Genomic DNA, 18,764 nt, shown 5'->3' on the forward strand with positions numbered 1-18,764 from the left:
TGTGCGTTTCAAACGTGAGCCGGCCTTTTACTTGTATTGGCCGAGAATATTGACTCGGGAGTATCCAAAATGAATAGCGACCTGAATTGGCTGTTGTTTTTTCAGCCGATTGTGGAAGGCGAAACCCTGGTGTGGTGGGAAATGTTGTTTTCCGGCCTGCTGTGGACCCTTGCCACATCCGCAGTTGCGGGCGTCATTGCCTTCACTGTGGGTTCCTTGATGGGTGTTTTGCGCACCACCTCCAACAAGCCCTTGGCTTTTCTGGGCAATGCGTACGTGGAAATTTTCCGCAACATCCCCCTGATTGTCCAATTTTTTCTCTGGTATTTTGTGGTGCCAGAGTTCATCCCGGCCTTGAAAGATTGGTCGATTGAACAAGACCCCACCTTCGTGCAGTTTCTGGCCTCAGTAGTCTGTTTGGGCTTGTTTACAGCGTCCAGGGTGGCCGAGCAGGTCAAGTCGGGTATTTTGTCTCTGTCACGCGGGCAACGTGCTGCGGGTTACGCTTTGGGCTTGACCGAAAGTCAGACCTATCGCTTCGTGTTGTTGCCCATGGCCTACCGAATCATTGTTCCTCCCATGACCTCCGAGGCCATGAACCTGATTAAAAACTCCTCGGTGGCATTAACGATTGGCCTGACTGAACTCACCTTCAGAACCCGTGAAATGGGCGAAGTCACCTTTGCGTTTTTTGAAGCTTACATTGCCGCCACTGTGTTGTACGTGATTGTGGCAATGACGGTGAACCGTGTCATGGCTTTGGTCGAACGCCGAACCGCTGTGCCCGGCTACATCACTGGAGGTAAATAATGAACAATTTTGACTTCAGTGCAATCACTACTTCATTGCCGTACCTCATGCAGGGTCTGGGTTATACGGTGCAGCTCACCGTGGTGGCCTGTTTGGGCGGTATTTTCTTTGGCACATTGTTGGCTTTGGCCCGTTTGTCTGGCATCAAGCCACTGGCCATGATCGCAGCGGGTTACGTCAACCTCATGCGTTCCATTCCCCTGATTCTGGTGATCTTCTGGTTCTATTTTCTGGTGCCGGTGGTCTTGCAGTCAGTCATGGGTTATGAACGCCCGCCACAAATTGGTCCTGACAGGTCTGCTTACATCACCTTCATCATGTTTGAAGCCGCATTTTTCTGCGAAATCATGCGGGCGGGTATTCAAAGTATTCCGAAAGGACAGGTGGCAGCCGCGCAGGCACTGGGTTTGAACTACCGTTTGACCATGGCGAAAATTGTATTGCCACAGGCCTTCCGCAACATGCTTCCGGTGTTGTTGACTCAAACCATTATTTTGTTCCAAGACACATCGCTGGTGTATGTGTTGTCTGTAACCGATTTCCTGGGTGCTGCATCAAAAATTGCGCAGCGCGACAGCGCGTTGGTTGAGATGTACACCTTTGTAGCCTTGGTTTATCTGGCGATCTGTTTCAGCTTGTCCATGCTGGTCAAAGCGCTCCAGAGAAAAACTCAAATCATTCGATAACAGGAGAGCACTGTGATTGAAATCAATAAAGTAAGTAAGTGGTATGGCAGTTTCAGGGTGCTCACCAATTGCACAACCTCTGTCAAGAAAGGGGAAGTAGTGGTGGTGTGTGGTCCTTCCGGTTCAGGTAAATCTACCCTGATTAAAACTGTGAACATGCTTGAGCCTTTCCAGGAAGGCACTATCACCGTAGATGGTGTTTCGGTGGGTGCCAAAGGTACAGATCTGCCCAAGTTGCGTTCACGTGTGGGCATGGTGTTTCAAAACTTTGAATTGTTCCCGCACTTGACCATCACCGAGAACCTGACCTTGGCACAAATCAAGGTACTGGGTCGATCCAAAGAAGAGGCTGTTGCAAAAGGTTTGGGCTTGTTGGATCGGGTGGGTTTGAAGGCCCAAGCCGAGAAGTTTCCCGGGCAGTTGTCAGGTGGTCAGCAACAGCGGGTGGCGATTGCACGCGCATTGTCGATGGACCCGATTTGCATGTTGTTTGATGAACCCACCTCGGCGCTTGACCCTGAAATGGTGAACGAGGTTCTTGATGTGATGGTGGAATTGGCTCAGGAAGGCATGACCATGATGTGCGTAACCCACGAAATGGGTTTTGCTCGCAAGGTTGCAGACCGGGTTATTTTCATGGATCAAGGCAATATTGTTGAAGACTGCACCAAGGAAGACTTTTTTGGTACACCACGCTCGGAGCGTGCGCAATTGTTCCTTTCGAAAATTCTGGGTCATTGATCCTGAGTTCTGTGCTGCCGGGGCTTGGGCTCTGGCGGCAGCACCTTGATTCAACGCTGCGCCTGGATGCGGGCGCGTGCTGAAGAATTCCCACCTAGCTAAGCTTGCCCAACCGCCTCGCCCAAGGTGATGTGCGCGGCTGTGGCCGTTTCTTCTCCCATCTGCAATGGATGCCGCAAGCGACATGCAAGCTTGTGCTGCATCGGCGATGTATCAGCGATAATCCCGCGTCGTTCCTTTGGGCCTTCACGCAAACGGGGCTTACGCAGGGTCAGGTGCTTGACTAGTATCACGCACGCCGCACGCCAATCAGCGCTCACGTTTTTGCTGCATCAACTCCCGCGTCTTGGCATACTTCATAAAACTGTTAAAGCACCCAATTGCAATGTGAACCAGCCCGGGCCAGCCATCCAGAAAGCCCTTTCGCACCAGGTAAAACTTGATGAATCGCACCACCGGCGACAGCATTAGTTTTCCCAGCCCTGGCCATCTTCCGTGTGCTGCCAGGTGTTGTGCCTGGATACTGGTGTATCTGTTCTGTTTGGTCAGGTAACTTTCCAGGCTTTCAGCCGATTCGTGCAGCAAGTCGCCTTCAAGCTTTTCAAAACGTGTATCTGGAATTGTGCATTCCACTTTTTCATGGACTGCGTCATTGCTCCAGTTGGCCATCTTTCGGTTAAACAATCGGCGTGAATAATCGGGATAACCCTCGCCATGGCGAAGGTAACGGCCTAAAAAGAAGTTACAGCGGGGCATGTCAAATCCGGCAACATCCACTGGTAAAAGCCCCTGTTCGGCTTGTTGTATGACCGCTCGAATACTGCGCTCCAGCTCAGGCGTTACTCGTTCGTCTGCGTCCAGGCACAGTACCCAATCATGGGTAGCCTGTGTCACTGCAAACTGTTTTTGTGGACCAAATCCCAGCCAGTCTTGCTGCACAACCCGTGCACCGCATTTTTGCGCAATTTCAATTGTGTCATCCGTGCTATTGGAGTCCACCACCACCAAATCGGCACAAAATTGCAGGCTTTCCAAGGCTTCAGCTATTTGTTTGTCGGCATTCAAGGTGATCAGCACCGCGGAGAGGGCGATGCGGTTGTTGGCTGCAGTGTTCAAATTTATCGTTCCTTGGCTGAGCGGATTCGGATTGGCTACTCGCTTGCCGCTTACAATGATGCGGTTGCGATCAACCTAAGCGCTAGATGAAGCGTATCTTAATTGTTAAGACCACTTCCATGGGAGATGTCATTCATGCCTTGCCGGTTTTGAATGATGTTCATACCCACGATCCCACCATTCAGATCGACTGGATGGTGGAGGAGCCATTTGCGGATCTGGTGCGGGGCAGCCGCCATGTTCACGAAATAGTCCCGGTGAATTTACGCAAGTGGCGCAAGCTGGGAATTCGCCACACGTGGCAGCAATGGAAGCTGCTCAGAAATCAGTTGTCGGACAGACGATACGATGCGATTGTTGATTTGCAGGGGTTGATCAAAAGTGCAGCACTGGCCCGCGCTGCAAAGGGCACGCTAATGGGGCCAGGTTTCTCTTATGCGAAGGAAAGTCTGGCCTGCCTTTTTTATTCAAAGCGAGCTGGGTGGGATCCGCAGGCCCATGCAGTCGAGCGTCTTCGGGAGTTGGCCGCCGGGTTGTTGGGCTACCGTTTGTTTGGCAAGCCTGTGTTCTACGACATCACTCCCCCAAAGGTACTTCCGACTATTCCCCGCGGAGCCGAGATCTGGTTTTTGCACGCCACTGCCCGAGACGAAAAAAAATGGCCGCTGGTGAAATGGCGTGAGTTGGCTCATCGATTTTCAGACCTGGGTTATTCAGTCAAACTGCCTTGGGGTAGTGAAGCGGAACACCAGCAGGCGGAAAAAATTGCGGCCGGCATCACACGGGTTGAAGTACTGCCTCGCATGGCTTTGGGCGAATTGCGCCTTCGCCTTGAACGAGCTGGCCTGGTCATTGGTGTGGATACTGGTATAACGCATCTGGCAGCTGCGCATTATTTACCCATGGTTGCTTTGTTCTTTGCTACACCTGCATGGCGATTTGCGCCGCGCTTTAATCCTCATGCCATCAGTTTGGGTGATGTAGGTCGAGAGCCTGCCGTGGGGGAGGTGTTCGAGGCGGCAACGCGTTTGCTACGGGGAAATAAACTTTGAGTGTGCGAGCTCGCGTCTTTTTGTGGCTTTACAGCCTGAGTCTTTTTCTGCTGCTGCCAGTGCTGGCTTTGTATCTGCTCAAACGCAGTGTGAGGCAGCCTGAGTATCGCCGAGGGTGGGGGCAGCGGTTCCTGGCGAGTCTGCCTGAGTTCAAGGCGGTTCCATCGGGTCAAAAGCGAATCTGGGTACATGCTGTTTCGGTGGGCGAAGCCCATGCCATTTCCCCTTTGGTACAGCACTGGGTCAAGGTTTATCCTCAGCATGAATGGGCCGTTTCCTGCACCACACCCACGGGTTTGGCCACTTGCCAACAGCTTTATTCGGCATTGAACAGCGTTCAGTTCTTTTATCTGCCATACGATTTGCCCCATCTGGTTGCGCGAACATTCAAGCAAGTGCGCGCGAATTCATTGTGGGTTGTTGAAACCGAGTTGTGGCCCAATCTGCTGTTGAGAGCAGCCAGGAGCAATGTTCATACGGCAGTGCTGAACGCGCGGGTATCACCCACCACTGGAAAGCGCTTGGTCCAGTTGGGGCTCGTGAGCAAACCTGTCTTGCGCAGTGTTGGCACCTTGATTGTCCAAACACAGGCCGATGCAGCTGTATTTGAGAAAATTGGGCGGCCAGCGGATGCCGTGTGCGGCAACCTGAAATTTGATGTGGCGCTCAAGCCGGAGTTGGCCACCATGGGGCGCACCTGGCGGGAGGCTGCGCAGGCAGAGCAGGTGGTGTTGTTCGCCAGCAGTCGGGAGGGTGAAGAGGTCTTGTTGCTTGATGCCCTGAACCGAAGTCAGTTTTTCAAGCGCATGCCCAAAGCCAGTGTGTGGATTGTACCGCGCCACCCTCAGCGGTTTGATGAGGTGTTTGAATTGATGGCAGAGGCAGCCACGCGGATGGGTGTGGCCCGTCCCGTACGTCGAAGTGCCTCGTTCAATGCAGGCAGCAATATTGCCTTGGCAGGTTTTGGGCAGGCCCGTTTGGTGCTGGGCGACTCCATGGGTGAAATGCCCGCGTATTACAGCGTGGCCGATCTGGCTTTGTTGGGGGGCTCGTGGTTGCCTTTTGGCGGGCAAAACCTGATTGAGGCTTGCGCTTATGGTTGCCCCGTGTGGATGGGGCCGAATACCTTTAATTTTGCCAAAGCAGCAGAGGATGCACTGTCAGCGAAAGCAGCCCGTCGGTTTGATAATTTACTGGCGGCTTGCGAATTTTATCTGAGTGATTTTCAGGGCAATCACGAGGCGAAGAAAGCGGCCTTTGCCTATGCGCGCAGTCACCGTGGGGCAACTCAGCGCAGCTTCGATGTGCTCAATCAATTGAATGACGTTTAGGGGTAGCGCGCTTATTGCAGCAGAAGTTGATTGATCTGTTTCAGCGATTCCGCGTTTAACTGCCCAGCCACAGCCTGCAGTTCGAGCATATTGATCAGGCTACTGTACTTGGCCTTTGAGAGGTCACGCTGTGTGGCATTGAATTGTTGCTGAGCGTTCAAGACATCAACATTGATTCGAATGCCTATTTCATAGGCGGTTTTGTTGGATCGGAGTGCCAGTTCACTTGAGGCCAGTGCGGTTTCGAGGGCATTCACCTGTGCCAGGCTGGTTTGAACCCCCAGGAATGCCGACTTTGCAGCCTGTGTGGCATTTCTGCTTGCGAGTTCTACATTATTCATCGCTTTTTCCAACAATGCCGCTTGCTGGCGGACCTGACTTTGGGTAGCGCCACCGCTGAAAATAGGAATATTCATCACCAGACCGATGGTGGTGCTGTCCACACCCAAGTCAAAAGGGCGTCCACTGTTGCCATCAAAAATCTGCTGCTCGGTTTCAACCATTTGGGCAGTCAAGTCCAGGGTTGGCAAATGGCCATACTTGGCCTTGTTACTTTCGCCTTGGGCGATGAGTCTGGCGAGCCTCGCTTGCTGGGTTCTCAGATTGTTGTTTCGGGCTTGCTCGGCCCACGCTTCGGCGGTATTTGGCGCAGGGGCGCTGAGTTGCGTCGAGGGTGCGAGAGCAGCCAGTTCATTGACAGGCATGCCCACAATGGTCTCGATTTGGAGTCTGCGCTGAGCCAGCTGGTTGCGCGCGGCCAGTTCCTGGGCCACGGTCAGGTCAAATCGTGCCTGAGCCTCTTGTTGGTCTGTCACAGTGGCATTGCCCACCTCAAAATTGGCTTTCGCCAAGGCCAGCTGCTCGGTAATAGCGGCTTTTTGATCATCAATGCTGGCCAAGTCGTCTTGCGCGGCCAATAAATCGAAATAAGCGCGAGTGAGTCGCAAAACCAGGTCTTGTTCGGCTTGCTGAAAGCTGAGCTTGGCAACTTCTCCGCTTAATTGGCTTTGTTTGTAGGTTTCCCAGGCTTGGGGGCGAAACAGTGCCTGGTTGAGTACCAGGCTGTATGTGCCTGGATTGCGACTGGCATCAATTGACATGCCAAAGGCATCGTAGGTGTTGTCTTGTTTCTCAATACGTGCCCCGAAGTTGACGTTGGGCAGCAGGGCTGAAAATGCCTGATTTTCAGTTTCAAGGTCAGCCTGCAATTGAGAAGCTGCTGCCCGAAAGGCCGGGTCATTCTGTTTGGCCAGGTTGAAGAGCGCAAGCAGATTTTGAGGGCTTGAGTGATCGGTGGTCAGGCCTTCTTGGGCCCCAGCCAGGCTGCCCGCGATCGCCAAACCCAGCATGCCCACTAATCCCCGCAGCCAATGTTTGAAGCCCGATGTACGTCGTTTGATTACGGGTTGATCGGGCTGGGTCATGAGTCCCGTGTCCTTAGAATACGAATTCGTTGGCTTTGGGTGCGTTGATCAACACCTTGGTCATGGTTTCAAACAAAGGTGTGGTGATCAGTTGACCGTCACGGGACTTGCGGGCCAGCACCAGTTGCATGGCAGGTGCCTGGCCAATCACGGCCATCAGGCGTCCAAGCGGGTTGACCGCTTCAAGCAAGCCAGTGGGCATGATGGGCGAGCCACCGGACAGCACGATCGCGTCGAATTGACCGAGTGTCGGGGCCAACTGAAATCCACAGCCTTCAATCACCTTCACTCGGGTAATGCCGTTTTTCTTCAAATTGTTGCGGGCCATTTCCGCGATGGCCGGATTCAGCTCTATGGTCGTGACGTGGGCACATTGTTGCGCCATGAGAGCAGCCATGTAACCCGTACCTGTACCGATTTCCAGAACCTTTTCATGCACACGGAGCTCTAGATCCTGAAGAATGCGAGCTTCCATTTTTGGGCTGAACATGGCCTCGCCCGTGTCGGTGCCATTGACGCGAATCGGCAGGTCACAATCAGTGAACGCCAGTTTTTCAAGCCCGGCACACACAAAATTCTCGCGTTTGATCATTTCAAGCAAATCTAGCACCTTCTGGTTCAACACGTTCCAGGGGCGGATTTGTTGTTCAATCATGTTGAAGCGGGCTTTCTCGAAGTCCATGGCGGGTTCTCGCGTGGGTAAATTGGGTAACTCGCTATTTTAGCAAATTTTATGCAACACGCGCTGTGTGCGGGCAGGTCAAACCGTTCAGCACCATTTGAATATGCGCTTCAATGTAGCGCATGGGGTTGGTTTCTACGCCGCAGCAACCATCCATGGTTCGCTTCCACAATCCAAGGGTGACCAAGGGTGCACAGAGCACTTGGGCGGCGTATTCGGTGTCGATGTCGGTAAACTCTCCGCGGGAGATACCACGTTTGAGCACTGATTCGAGGTAGTCCCACCAAGGCCGCACCACCTCGTCGTAGAAAAATCGAGCCAGCTCAGGAAAAGCATTGGCTTCGGAAAGTACGATTTTTGTAATGCTGCTGAGTTTGGTAGACCCGTATTTCAACCACCACAGGTGGATGGCCTCCCTGATCAGCGTGGCAGAGCTTTTCTCGGGCTCCAGAAGGCTTTTTGCCTCCTCTACGATGGGTGAAACATGTTCTTTCACCACGGCTTTCAGCAATTCCTCTTTGTTGGAGTAATACAGGTAAACCGTGCCTTTACTGACGCCAGCGCTTTTGGCCACGTCTTCGAGGCGGGCTCCTGCGAAACCCTTTTCGCTGAAAATGGTGAGTGCAGCATCGAGTAGTTCTTGTGGGCGCTCTTGTTTTCTACGCGTCCAACGGGGTTGAGCATTCGCCAGACATTGCTTCATAGGTGTACATCTTTTTTTAGAGTGGTTGATTGCACTATAGTGGTTCATTCTTCACCGAGTCAACGTGGTAAGCCCAAATCGGTGCTTGTTGGGTTGTAGAATATGTCGGTTTGGTAAATCTTGGAATTTCGGAGAATTCAGCATGTCAATGGCCGATCGCGAAGGCTTTATCTGGTTTGACGGCAAACTTGTGCCGTGGCGTGAAGCTCAAATTCACGTGCTCACTCACAGTTTGCATTATGGTTTGTCAGTCTTTGAAGGCGAGCGAGCCTACAAAACCGACAAAGGCCCTGCCATTTTCAGGTTGAAAGAGCACACCGATCGCCTTTTCAATTCAGCCCATATTTACCGCATGAACATGCCATACACCCGTGAGCAGATCATGGATGCCTGCTGTGAAGTGGTGCGCGCCAACAATCTTGACTCCTGCTACATCCGCCCCATTGCTTTTTATGGCTCCGAGAAAATGGGGGTGTCGCCCAAAGGCGCTGCAACCCACGTGGCCATTGCGGCCTGGCCTTGGGGCGCTTATTTGGGCGAAGAAGGTCTGCAGAAAGGCATTCGGGTTAAAACCTCGTCTTATGCCCGCCACCATGTGAATGTGACCATGGCGCGTGCCAAGTTTGCGGCCACCTATGCCAACTCGATCCTTGCAAATACCGAGGCTGTCCAGGATGGTTACGACGAAGCACTGTTGCTGGATGTGGATGGATTTGTGGCTGAAGGTGCGGGTGAAAACGTATTTGTAATCAAAGATGGTTGTATTTACGAGCCTGAAATCGCTTCGGCATTGGTTGGGATTACCCGCTCAACGATTATTTCCCTCGCCCGTGAAATGGGCATGGAAGTCAAGAGCAAGCGCCTGACTCGCGATGACATTTACATCGCTGATGAGTGTTTCTTCACTGGCACTGCGGCTGAAGTAACGCCAGTGCGCGAGCTGGACAACCGAACCATCGGTGCCGGCACACGCGGGCCAATTACTGAAGAGCTGCAAAAGCGTTATTTCGACGTGGTGTACGGTCGAAATGAAAAATATGAACATTGGCTGACCCGGGTGTGAAGCATCATGATCAGTGACAAAAAAGCAAAACATGAAACTGTGCAGCTGGATGGCGATCAACTGCCCGCCTTTTGCCCCAACCCGGCCATGCCGGTGTGGAATACGCATCCCAAGGTGTATCTGGACGTGACCAAAACAGGCAAGGCCACCTGCCCTTATTGTGGCACGGTGTACACCTTGAAGCCTGGTGCAAAAGTACACTCACATTGAAGGTTTTAATTGTTGCCCCCAATTGGATTGGCGATGCGGTCATGAGCCTGTCGCTGATTCAAGCCTTGCATCAAGACAATACTTTGCGGTCGGCTGACGGCAAACCCTGTGAAATTCATGTTCTCGCTCCACCGGTGACTGCACCGGTATATCAGTTCAGTGAAGCTGTCCGTGCTGTGCAGGTAGAGCCCTTCTCCCACGGCAAATTGCAATGGCGCTTGCGCAAGCAGGTGGGGGGCTCACTGGCCGGGCGCGGTTTCGACATGGCGGTGATTTTACCCAATTCCTTGAAATCAGCTTTGGTACCCTGGTTTGCACGAATACCGAAACGGGTAGGCTACAGCGGAGAGCTGCGCACAGCGGTGCTTACCCACCCGTTGCCCAAGCCTTCCAAGAAAGCCAAACCACCCATGATCGAGTGGTATGGGCAGCTTGGTCATTACTCCGCCGATGTGCTGGAGTTCCCGGTTTTACACGTAGAGCCAGGTATGCGCCATGCCGCATGTGCCGAGTTTGAACTTCGCCCGGGTTTCTTGGCCGTTGCGCCGGGCGCTGAGTTTGGTCCCGCCAAACGCTGGCCAGCGGAGCACTTTGCTGAAGTGATCGCCAAGTTTTTATTGGGAAACCCCCTGCAGAAGGCTGTGCTGTTCGGTGGGCCCAAAGACTCTGTTTTTTGTGGGGAAATTGTCAGCCTGCTGCCTTTGGATTTACAAGCACGTGCCTGTAGCCTGGCGGGCAAGACAAGCTTGGCCCAGGCTGTGGCCCTGATGTCTGCGGCAAGCCAGTTGCTGACCAATGATTCGGGCTTGATGCACGTGGCTGCTGCCTTGAATGTACAAGTGCACGCGGTGTTTGGTTCCAGCAGCCCACACCACACGCCGCCCTTAAGCAGCAAGGCCAAGGTGTATTACCTCAATCTGCAATGCAGCCCCTGTTTTCAGCGGGAGTGCCCACTGGGCCACACCCATTGCCTGAAAAAGCTCGACCCGAAAATGGTGTTGGAACAGTTGGTGCCTGCTTCTCAGGGAGTATGATCTTACAAGCCCATTTTCAACGCACTCTGGCCTTACCATGCGTGACTACATCCTGACAATTTCTTGCCCCGACACCACGGGCATTGTGTACAACGTCAGCAAATTTTTGTTTGACCAACAGTGCAACATTCTTGACTCTGCTCAATTTGGCGATGAGTCCACCAATCTTTTCTTCTTGCGGGTGCACTTTTCATTGCCGCCCGAAAGCAAGCTGACCGAGGTCGAACTGCAGTCCAATTTCGCGAAGGTGGCAGAGCCGTTCGCCATGAAATACCAGTTTTTTGATGCCCGTGTAAAGCCTCGCGTGTTGCTGATGGTGTCCAAGTTCGGGCACTGTTTGAACGATCTTCTGTTTCGCTGGAAAAGCGGTCAACTGCCTTGCGAGATACCGGCCATTGTGTCTAATCATCAGGATTTTGCTTTGCTTGCGGCCTCATATGGTGTCCCGTTTTATCACTTGCCGGTGAAACCCGAAGCCAAAGAGCTTCAGGAAACGCAAATACGTCAGATCATTGAGCGTGAGAAGATCGATCTCGTTGTGCTGGCCCGCTACATGCAAATTTTGTCGCCGGAATTGTGCCGCGACATGCTGGGTCGGGTGATCAACATTCATCACAGTTTCTTGCCCAGCTTCAAGGGGGCCAAACCTTACCAGCAAGCTTTTGACAGGGGAGTCAAGTTGATTGGTGCTACAGCACACTACGTGACCTCGGATCTGGACGAGGGCCCTATCATTGAACAAGATGTGGCTCGCGTTGACCATTCTTTAACCCCGGAAGAGTTGACCGCTCGAGGACGCGACACCGAGTGTATGGTGTTGGCCCGTGCGGTGAAATGGCACTGCGAGCACCGTGTGGTTTTGAACGGATCAAAAACAGTGGTGTTTCAGTGAGTCACCTCAACAACCTCATTCAAAACACATAAATACCCATTGGAGTGCGTTGAATGTCCAGAGCCAAAGTCATTCATTCTTCACCGCAAGACATTGAGCAAGCCTTTTATGAGGCACTTGAAGCGGCCGATCTGGAAGCCCTGATGGATCTTTGGGCCGACGATGAGCATGTGGTGTGTATTCACCCCGGAGGTCCTCGCGTAGAGGGCTATCACGATGTACGCGACTCTTGGAAAGAAATTCTTTCAGCAGGTGCCTTGCAAATTCGCGTGGTGCCTGTGCACCGCGTTGAAGGCGTGATGGTGTCGGTGCACAACATTGTTGAGCAAGTCATGATGAGCAGCTCTCGGGGTGAGCCTCATGTCGTGCAAGTGAATGCGACCAATGTGTATCACAAGGGGCCCAATGGCTGGAAAATTGTGATGCATCACGCAAGCCCCGCCATGGATGCAGAAGAAATGGTCGAGGACGACCTGTCCGACTTCGATCCGCAGCCCACGCTGCACTGATCAGGCCGAGGCAGTATATGGTGTACCGCCCGCCTTGGTGGCTTCCCGAGGGCCATTCCCAAACCATTATGGCCGCACGCTGCTGAAAAGCCAAGCGTGCACTACCACCGTGTGCGCTGGAACACGCCGGATGGTGATTTTATCGACCTTGATTTTACTGAGTCCCTGGAACAAGCGGCAAAGCACGACACGCTTTGGGTGCTGTTTCACGGCCTGGAGGGTTGCTCGCGCAGTCACTACAGCCTGGCGGTAATGAACCAGGCCCGCATGGTGGGTGCCTTGGGTGTGGTTGTCCACTTTCGGGGGTGTTCCGGCGAAAACAACCGGATGCCGCGCGCCTATCATTCGGGCGATTCCGAGGAAATGGACTGGATACTTCGTCGCCTGCGCAGCCAGTTTTCTTCAGTGGAATTCATGCATGTCACGGGTGTTTCACTGGGTGGCAATGTGTTGTTGAAGTGGCTGGGAGAGCGGGAAAAGCTGGCTCGGGAGGTGGTCAGCTCAGCCGTGTCAGTGAGTGCACCAGTTGATTTGCTCGCGGGTGCGGTATCGCTGGCCAAAGGGTTCAATCTGGTTTATACCCGCATGTTTTTAAGCACTTTGATTCCGAAATCAATTGAGAAGGTCAAGCGCTTTCCCGAGTTGGGAAACGTGGAGGACATTGCCAACTGCAAAGATTTCTTCGATTTCGACAACCGGGTTACAGCCCCTTGGCATGGGTTCCGGGATGCCGAGCATTATTATGCCGTGTCATCGGCCAAGCCACTGTTGAAACATATTGCGGTGCCCACCCTGATGATTCACGCGAAAAACGATCCTTTCATGAGTGGTCAACATTTGCCGACAACCCATGAAGTGTCCCCGCAAGTGAATTGTCTGTTTACAGAGCACGGTGGTCATGTTGGTTTTGCGAACGGACGCAGTTTGCGATTGGGGCTGGACTGGTTGCCCAAGCAATGCGATGCTTTCTTTGCGCAGCACTCTGCAAAGCAAACAGGAGCAAGCGGTGGATGACCTTGTAGAAAAAGCACTGGCGCGTTGGCCCAACGTGCCGGCCATTGCCGGATGGGTGAAGTTAAGCACGCAAGGCGACTGGTTGCTGACAGGACCTGTGCCCGAGGGGTTAACAATCAGCCATCCGAGGATTTTGAATTTCATGGCGCGCAACTATGGTTGCGAATCAGACGGGCGTTACTATTTTCAGAATGGCCCTCAAAAAGCGTATGTCCACTTGGCTTACACACCGTGGGTGTATCGCATTCACCCTCTGGAGCACGGTGCCTTGATGCTGACCACCCACACTGGTCTCGTCTGCTGGCCCTTGGGTATGTACCAAGATGAACAGGGCAGGGTCTTGATTGAAGGTGAGCCTGGCATTGGCCTGTTGCACAGCAATGACATGGACCTGCTTGCGAAAGGCTTGCAAGAAAGCAAAGGCGAACTGATTCACCAGGCCAGTTGGGCAGTGCCCGAAGTAGACCCCGACACCCTGATTGCTGCGCGCACAAGGCTGCGCCGTGACAAAACCACGTCCACGGGCCAACGCACTTGCACGTTGAAATTGCTGCCGATTGAATCGAGCGCTGTGGCGCTGCGTTTTCAATTCAACCCGAATCCAGAAGTTAACCAGCAGGATCCCAATTCGTGAAACTGAACCAGAATCAACGCGGTGCCTCAGCCACTGCATTGCTTGCCTTTGTGTTGTTTGTGGCTTTGCTGTACGTGCTGTACAACCAGTCTAGTATCGAAAACCTGTTCACCAGCCGCCCCGAAAATGTCACGCCACGTGTGGTGGAGGCGCGGGGAGATCTCGCCGCAGGCGAAAAAAGCGTGGTTGAGCTCTTCGAGGTGTCCAAGGCGTCCGTGGCTTACATTTTTACGGAAAGCGTGCAGGGTCAACTGTTTTTCAGGCGAGTGGCGGAAGGCACAGGCTCAGGCTTTATTTGGGACGATGCCGGCCACATTGTGACCAATGCCCATGTGGTGGAGGGCGCCAGTCGTATTCGTGTGCAGCTTGATGATTCCGAGCCTTTACCGGCGCGTCTTGTGGGTATTGCACCCTCATACGATCTCGCGGTGATCCGGCTGGTGAACAAGCCTGCCAACCTGCGGCCCATCCCTGTGGGCACCTCTGGCGACTTGCTGGTGGGGCAGTCTGTGTTTGCGATTGGCAACCCCTTCGGTTTGTCCAAAACGCTCACTGCCGGCATTGTCAGTGCCTTGGGGCGTACTTTGCCTGTGAGCAACGGGCGTGAAATTCCTGACGTCATACAAACCGATGCAGCGATCAACCCTGGCAACTCAGGAGGCCCCTTGCTGGATTCTGCCGGGCGTTTGATCGGTGTCAACACCGCTATTCTTTCTCAAAGCGGCTCCTCCGCTGGTGTAGGCTTTGCAATTCCTGTGGATTTGGTCAATGAAATTGTGCCGCAATTGATTGAGCGCGGTACCTTGCCCCGCCCCGGTATTGGCATCGCTGTGGCGGATGAGTCGCTGGCCCGCCGCCTGGGTATTCGCGGCATCGCAGTCATGGGCGTTGAGCCAGGTTCGCCCGCCGCCCAAGCTGGTTTGAAGCCGTTTGATTTGCAGGCCGGTGTGGTGGGCGACATTATTCTCGCCGTCGACCGCAAACCAGTGGCCAATGTGTTGCAGCTGTCGAAAGCGCTTGAGGCTATTGGCGTAGGCGGTACTGCCAATTTGCTGGTGATGCGTGGCGACGACACGCGAGAAGTGGCTGTCAGTATCGTGGATCTGGAAGCGCGTTAATGGTTGAACCGATGGACGAGCATCCAGATCTGAATCGACGTTTTGGCGGAATAAGTCGCCTGTACGGCGATGGCACACATGCGTTTCTCAACCAGCGCGTTCATGCCATGGTGGTGGGTGTGGGTGGCGTGGGTTCCTGGGCTGCTGAGGCCTTGGCTCGCAGTGGGGTTGGCCACATTACGCTGGTTGATATGGACCATGTGGCTGAAAGCAACATCAATCGGCAAATTCAGGCCACTGATGCCACCTTGGGGCGGGAAAAAATCAAGGCTTTGGCCGATCATATTCATGGCTATTTCCCGCAGTGCCAAATTACTTTGGTGGATGCGTTCCTGGAGCCTGACAATGCACAGGCCCTATTGACTGAATTTGCCGCTGCGGCTGGCGAATGCAAAGTTGTATTGGACTGTTGCGACAATGTGCGGGCGAAGGTGGCCATGGTGACTTGGGCCAAGCGTTTAAACCTTGCCGTGGTACTGTCTGGCAGCGCGGGCGGAAAAACCAAACCCTGGCTTGTGCAACCTGCCGATTTGCGCGACACCACCAACGACCCCTTGCTGGCCAAGGTGCGGTACACCTTGCGCCGCGAACACGGGTATGCCAAGGACCCCGAGAAAAAATTGGGCGTGTCGGTTTTCTATTCAGCGGAGCAGGTCAAGCGCAGCGATGCTTGTGAGCCCGCGGCTGGGCTGAATTGCGCAGGTTACGGTTCAGTGGTTGCAGTAACCGCCACCATGGGCATGCAAATGACCGCGTGGGCCATTGCGCACGCGGTCGATAAGCGCAGCAAACCTGGTTCTTAAAACTTAGCGCTTGAACAGATCACCAAACAGGTCTTCAGCTTTCTCAACCTTTGGGGCCACCACATAGGCACAGTAAGGTTGCATCGGGTTGTTCTCGAAGTATTCCTGGTGGTATTTCTCGGCCGGAAAATAATTCAGCAAGGGCGAAATCTCGGTCACTACCTTGTCGCGAAAATTTCCGTTTTTCCAGGTCTTCAACAAAAGCCACGGCTGTGTCGCGTTGCTCGGGCGTGTGAAAAAAAATGACCGAGCGATATTGGGTGCCCACATCGTTGCCTTGTCGGTTCAAGGTGGTGGGGTCGTGAATGGCGAAAAAAACTGCCAATATTTTCCGGAATGAGATGAGTTCCGGATCGTAGTGCAGCCGGATTACCTCGGCATGGCCGGTTTTGCCGCCACACACCTTGTCATAGTTGGGGTTGGGGTCGCTTCCCCCGCTGTAGCCCGATTCGCACAACTCGATTCCTTTGAGTTGCCGGAAAACAGCTTCCGTGCACCAGAAACAACCCCCGCCCAAGGTTGCCTGTTCTATCTTGCTCGACATAGATCAAAGCCTATTTTTATTGTTCCCACAATCGCTAAGTGAATCTTTAAGTGGAACCCAAGTCAAGCCTTTTGGTCTGAATTTTAAGTGTCAAGCGTTGTATACTCGGCGCGAACCCATCACAACTTTAAGGAGATGACTGTGATTTCATCCGCGTTTGCGCAATCCGCAGCCGCTGGCCCGGAAAGTGGCCTTTTAAGCTTCCTGCCCCTCATTTTGATGTTTGGCGTACTTTATTTCTTGGCCATTCGTCCCCAAATGAAGCGCCAGAAAGAACACAAAGCCATGGTTGAAGCCCTGCAAAAAGGCGATGAAGTAATTGCCTCGGGTGGATTGCTGGGCAAGATCAGCAAAATCAACGAATCGTACATCACGCTGGAAGTGGCCGAAATGGGCGACAAGCCCGTTGAAGTTGTGCTGCAACGCGCCGCTGTGCAAAGCCTGCTGCCTCGCGGCACCCTGAAAGAAACACGTTAATTTTGCTGTCATGAATCGATACCCTGTCTGGAAGTACCTGATGATCGCCATTGTGTTGGTGCTGGGTGTGTTGTACACCCTGCCCAATTTTTATGGTGAAGCGCCCGCTGTGCAGGTTTCAAGTGGCAAGTCCACCTTGAAATTATCACCCGATCTGGCTGACCGATTGTCCAGTCAGCTTGAGGCGCAAGGAGTCAAGCCCGATGGGGTATTTTTCGAAGAAACACTGGGCGGCGGAACTCTGAAATTAAGGTTCAACTCGTCTGAAGAGCAATTAAAGGCGAGAGACTTTCTTCAAAGCCAGCTTAACCCAGAGCCGGCAGACCCCGATTACATTGTTGCCCTGAATTTGTTGTCGCGCTCACCTGACTGGCTGACCAACATCAATGCATTGCCGATGTACCTGGGCCTCGATTTGCGGGGTGGTGTGCATTTCCTGTTGCAAGTGGACATGGATGCTGCACTTGAAAAACGCAAGGACGCCTTGCTGGCCAGCGCCAAGCAAACCTTGCGCGAAGAAGATTTGCGGTATGCCAGCGCGCCCCGCACGCCCGCTGGTTTTAACCTGACCTTCCGCGATGCAGAAGCCCGCAACAAGGCGCAGGCTGCCCTGGCCAAGGAATACCCGGACTTGCAGCTTGCCACTCCTGAAAACAGCACTGAATTTGCGCTTGTAGCGACGTTGGCGCCAGAAATTGAACAGCAGGCGCGCGAGTACGCCTTGCGCCAAAACATCACTACATTGCACAACCGAATTAACGAATTGGGTGTGGCCGAACCCGTGATTCAACGCCAGGGCGCGGACCGCATTGTGGTGCAGTTGCCGGGTGTGCAAGACACGGCGAAGGCCAAAGACATTCTGGGCCGCACTGCGACGCTGGAAGTTCGCATGGTGGATGACAGCCCGGAGGCTCAGTCTGCCCTGGCCAGCGGTATTGTTCCTTTTGGCCTGGAGCGTTACACCGAGCGTGGTGGCCGCGATTTGTTGCTGAAATCGGAAGTGATTTTGACTGGCGACAACCTGACCGATGCGCAAGCCGGCTTTGACAATCAAACCCAGGAACCTGCGGTGCATTTGACGCTGGACAGCCAGGGTTCCCGTATTTTCCGTAACGTAACTGCTGAAAGTATTGGCAAGCGCATGGCGATTGTGCTGATCGAGAAAGGCAAGGGCGAGGTTGTCACCGCGCCGGTCATTCGCGGTGAAATTGGCGGTGGCCGCGTGCAAATCTCAGGCAGCATGAATACGGTTGAGTCGGCTGACCTGGCCCTGTTGCTGCGTGCGGGTTCGCTTGCTGCACCCATGGACATCATTGAAGAGCGCACCATTGGCCCTAGCCTGGGTGCTGACAACATTGACAAGGGTATTAACTCAACCCTGTATGGCTTTGTTGTGCTGGGCGCATTCATGATCGTGTACTACCTGTTGTTTGGTGTGTTTTCAGTGTTTGCACTGGCGGTCAACGTGATGTTGTTGTTTGCCTTGTTGTCGGTGTTGCAGGCCACCCTGACATTGCCAGGTATTGCAGCGATTGCGCTCACCCTGGGTATGGCGATTGACGCCAACGTGCTGATCAACGAGCGTATTCGCGAAGAACTTCGTGACGGCGCGCAGCCGCAGCAAGCCATTGCAGCAGGTTACGAGCGAGCATGGGCCACCATTCTGGATTCGAACATTACCACCTTGATTGCCGGTTTGGCTTTGCTGATTTTTGGCTCAGGCCCTGTGCGTGGTTTTGCAGTGGTGCATTGTCTGGGTATTTTGACCTCGATTTTCAGTGCAGTTGTGGTGTCCCGTGGTGTAGTCAACCTGTGGTATGGCCGTAAAAAGAAACTGGACTCTGTCAGTATCGGGCAAATTTGGCGTCCAAGTGATGACACTGCTGTCGCTAAAAAAGCGTGACCCACACCAACCGAACCA

20 protein-coding genes and 1 pseudogene are annotated in these 18,764 nt (G+C 53.5%); 16 read left to right on the forward strand and 5 right to left on the reverse strand.

Going from position 1 to position 18,764, the window contains the following annotated elements:
* Positions 1–69 precede the first annotated feature (69 nt).
* The 3 genes from BSZ31_RS07095 to BSZ31_RS07105 are packed head-to-tail and all read left to right on the forward strand — an operon-like array spanning position 70 to position 2,237.
* The gene (locus tag BSZ31_RS07095) at positions 70–810 is read left to right on the forward strand and encodes an amino acid ABC transporter permease (RefSeq protein WP_105028154.1); all 741 of its coding nucleotides are present in this window, start codon (positions 70–72) and stop codon (positions 808–810) included.
* Positions 810–1,496 carry an amino acid ABC transporter permease gene (locus BSZ31_RS07100; RefSeq protein WP_105028155.1) on the forward strand — a complete coding sequence of 229 codons (687 nt, stop codon included), beginning with the start codon at positions 810–812 and terminating at the stop codon, positions 1,494–1,496. The genes BSZ31_RS07095 and BSZ31_RS07100 overlap by 1 nt, the downstream gene beginning before the upstream one ends.
* A gap of 12 nt (positions 1,497–1,508) precedes the next feature.
* Positions 1,509–2,237: an amino acid ABC transporter ATP-binding protein gene (locus BSZ31_RS07105; protein ID WP_105028156.1), complete on the forward strand. Its 729-nt coding sequence runs from the start codon at positions 1,509–1,511 to the stop codon at positions 2,235–2,237.
* Between the two features lie 309 nt (positions 2,238–2,546).
* Here BSZ31_RS07105 and BSZ31_RS07110 read toward each other — a convergent pair whose 3' ends face one another.
* The gene (locus tag BSZ31_RS07110) at positions 2,547–3,353 is read right to left on the reverse strand and encodes a glycosyltransferase family 2 protein (RefSeq protein ID WP_105028157.1); all 807 of its coding nucleotides are present in this window, start codon (positions 3,351–3,353) and stop codon (positions 2,547–2,549) included.
* A gap of 86 nt (positions 3,354–3,439) precedes the next feature.
* Between BSZ31_RS07110 and waaC the strand changes: the two genes are divergently transcribed.
* Complete coding sequence (gene waaC, locus BSZ31_RS07115) at positions 3,440–4,405, forward strand: lipopolysaccharide heptosyltransferase I (protein ID WP_105028158.1); 966 nt, start codon at positions 3,440–3,442, stop codon at positions 4,403–4,405.
* A 2-nt stretch (positions 4,406–4,407) separates the two neighbouring features.
* On the forward strand, positions 4,408–5,736 hold the full coding sequence (locus tag BSZ31_RS07120; protein WP_240605771.1) for a 3-deoxy-D-manno-octulosonic acid transferase: 1,329 nt from the start codon (positions 4,408–4,410) through the stop codon (positions 5,734–5,736).
* An 11-nt stretch (positions 5,737–5,747) separates the two neighbouring features.
* Here the strand turns inward: BSZ31_RS07120 and BSZ31_RS07125 are convergent, their stop codons facing one another.
* Genes BSZ31_RS07125 through BSZ31_RS07135 form a run of 3 tightly spaced genes read right to left on the reverse strand, consistent with a single transcriptional unit; the run spans position 5,748 to position 8,545 of the window.
* The gene (locus tag BSZ31_RS07125) at positions 5,748–7,160 is read right to left on the reverse strand and encodes a TolC family outer membrane protein (protein ID WP_105028160.1); all 1,413 of its coding nucleotides are present in this window, start codon (positions 7,158–7,160) and stop codon (positions 5,748–5,750) included.
* 13 nt (positions 7,161–7,173) lie between these two features.
* Complete coding sequence (locus BSZ31_RS07130) at positions 7,174–7,842, reverse strand: protein-L-isoaspartate O-methyltransferase (protein WP_105028161.1); 669 nt, start codon at positions 7,840–7,842, stop codon at positions 7,174–7,176.
* A gap of 49 nt (positions 7,843–7,891) precedes the next feature.
* Positions 7,892–8,545 (reverse strand): TetR/AcrR family transcriptional regulator, encoded by a 654-nt coding sequence (locus BSZ31_RS07135; RefSeq protein WP_168426888.1) that lies wholly within the window; start codon positions 8,543–8,545, stop codon positions 7,892–7,894.
* Positions 8,546–8,687: 142 nt separating this feature from the next.
* On the opposite strand from BSZ31_RS07135, the gene BSZ31_RS07140 reads away from it, so the two are divergent.
* The 9 genes from BSZ31_RS07140 (at position 8,688) to BSZ31_RS07180 (ending at position 15,822) form a co-directional block, all read left to right on the forward strand.
* A complete protein-coding gene (locus BSZ31_RS07140) occupies positions 8,688–9,608 on the forward strand; it encodes a branched-chain amino acid transaminase (RefSeq protein WP_105028163.1) in 921 nt (306 codons plus the stop codon).
* Between the two features lie 6 nt (positions 9,609–9,614).
* Positions 9,615–9,818 (forward strand): zinc-finger domain-containing protein, encoded by a 204-nt coding sequence (locus tag BSZ31_RS07145; protein WP_105028164.1) that lies wholly within the window; start codon positions 9,615–9,617, stop codon positions 9,816–9,818.
* Positions 9,815–10,852 carry a lipopolysaccharide heptosyltransferase II gene (waaF, locus tag BSZ31_RS07150; protein ID WP_255411420.1) on the forward strand — a complete coding sequence of 346 codons (1,038 nt, stop codon included), beginning with the start codon at positions 9,815–9,817 and terminating at the stop codon, positions 10,850–10,852. Before BSZ31_RS07145 ends, waaF begins: the two co-directional genes overlap by 4 nt.
* A 37-nt stretch (positions 10,853–10,889) precedes the next feature.
* The gene (purU, locus tag BSZ31_RS07155; RefSeq protein ID WP_105028165.1) at positions 10,890–11,744 is read left to right on the forward strand and encodes a formyltetrahydrofolate deformylase; all 855 of its coding nucleotides are present in this window, start codon (positions 10,890–10,892) and stop codon (positions 11,742–11,744) included.
* Positions 11,745–11,797: 53 nt separating this feature from the next.
* Entirely contained in the window at positions 11,798–12,253 is a 456-nt protein-coding gene (locus tag BSZ31_RS07160) for a nuclear transport factor 2 family protein (protein ID WP_105028166.1), read from the forward strand.
* Between the two features lie 96 nt (positions 12,254–12,349).
* The gene (locus tag BSZ31_RS07165) at positions 12,350–13,267 is read left to right on the forward strand and encodes a YheT family hydrolase (RefSeq protein ID WP_240605667.1); all 918 of its coding nucleotides are present in this window, start codon (positions 12,350–12,352) and stop codon (positions 13,265–13,267) included.
* Positions 13,260–13,901 (forward strand): DUF2946 family protein, encoded by a 642-nt coding sequence (locus tag BSZ31_RS07170; RefSeq protein ID WP_168426889.1) that lies wholly within the window; start codon positions 13,260–13,262, stop codon positions 13,899–13,901. The genes BSZ31_RS07165 and BSZ31_RS07170 overlap by 8 nt, the downstream gene beginning before the upstream one ends.
* Positions 13,898–15,019: a S1C family serine protease gene (locus BSZ31_RS07175; protein ID WP_105028168.1), complete on the forward strand. Its 1,122-nt coding sequence runs from the start codon at positions 13,898–13,900 to the stop codon at positions 15,017–15,019. Before BSZ31_RS07170 ends, BSZ31_RS07175 begins: the two co-directional genes overlap by 4 nt.
* Positions 15,019–15,822 carry a ThiF family adenylyltransferase gene (locus BSZ31_RS07180; RefSeq protein ID WP_206018559.1) on the forward strand — a complete coding sequence of 268 codons (804 nt, stop codon included), beginning with the start codon at positions 15,019–15,021 and terminating at the stop codon, positions 15,820–15,822. Before BSZ31_RS07175 ends, BSZ31_RS07180 begins: the two co-directional genes overlap by 1 nt.
* A gap of 3 nt (positions 15,823–15,825) precedes the next feature.
* Here BSZ31_RS07180 and msrA read toward each other — a convergent pair.
* Positions 15,826–16,366 (reverse strand): annotated as a pseudogene (gene msrA / locus BSZ31_RS07185) (peptide-methionine (S)-S-oxide reductase MsrA).
* A gap of 135 nt (positions 16,367–16,501) precedes the next feature.
* Here msrA and yajC point away from each other — a divergent pair.
* On the forward strand, positions 16,502–16,843 hold the full coding sequence (gene yajC / locus BSZ31_RS07190) for a preprotein translocase subunit YajC (RefSeq protein ID WP_008249612.1): 342 nt from the start codon (positions 16,502–16,504) through the stop codon (positions 16,841–16,843).
* A 10-nt stretch (positions 16,844–16,853) separates the two neighbouring features.
* Positions 16,854–18,746 carry a protein translocase subunit SecD gene (gene secD / locus BSZ31_RS07195; protein WP_105028170.1) on the forward strand — a complete coding sequence of 631 codons (1,893 nt, stop codon included), beginning with the start codon at positions 16,854–16,856 and terminating at the stop codon, positions 18,744–18,746.
* Positions 18,747–18,764: the final 18 nt, after the last annotated feature.

The organism is Limnobacter sp. SAORIC-690 (assembly GCF_002954425.1).
GTDB lineage: Bacteria > Pseudomonadota > Gammaproteobacteria > Burkholderiales > Burkholderiaceae_B > Limnobacter > Limnobacter profundi.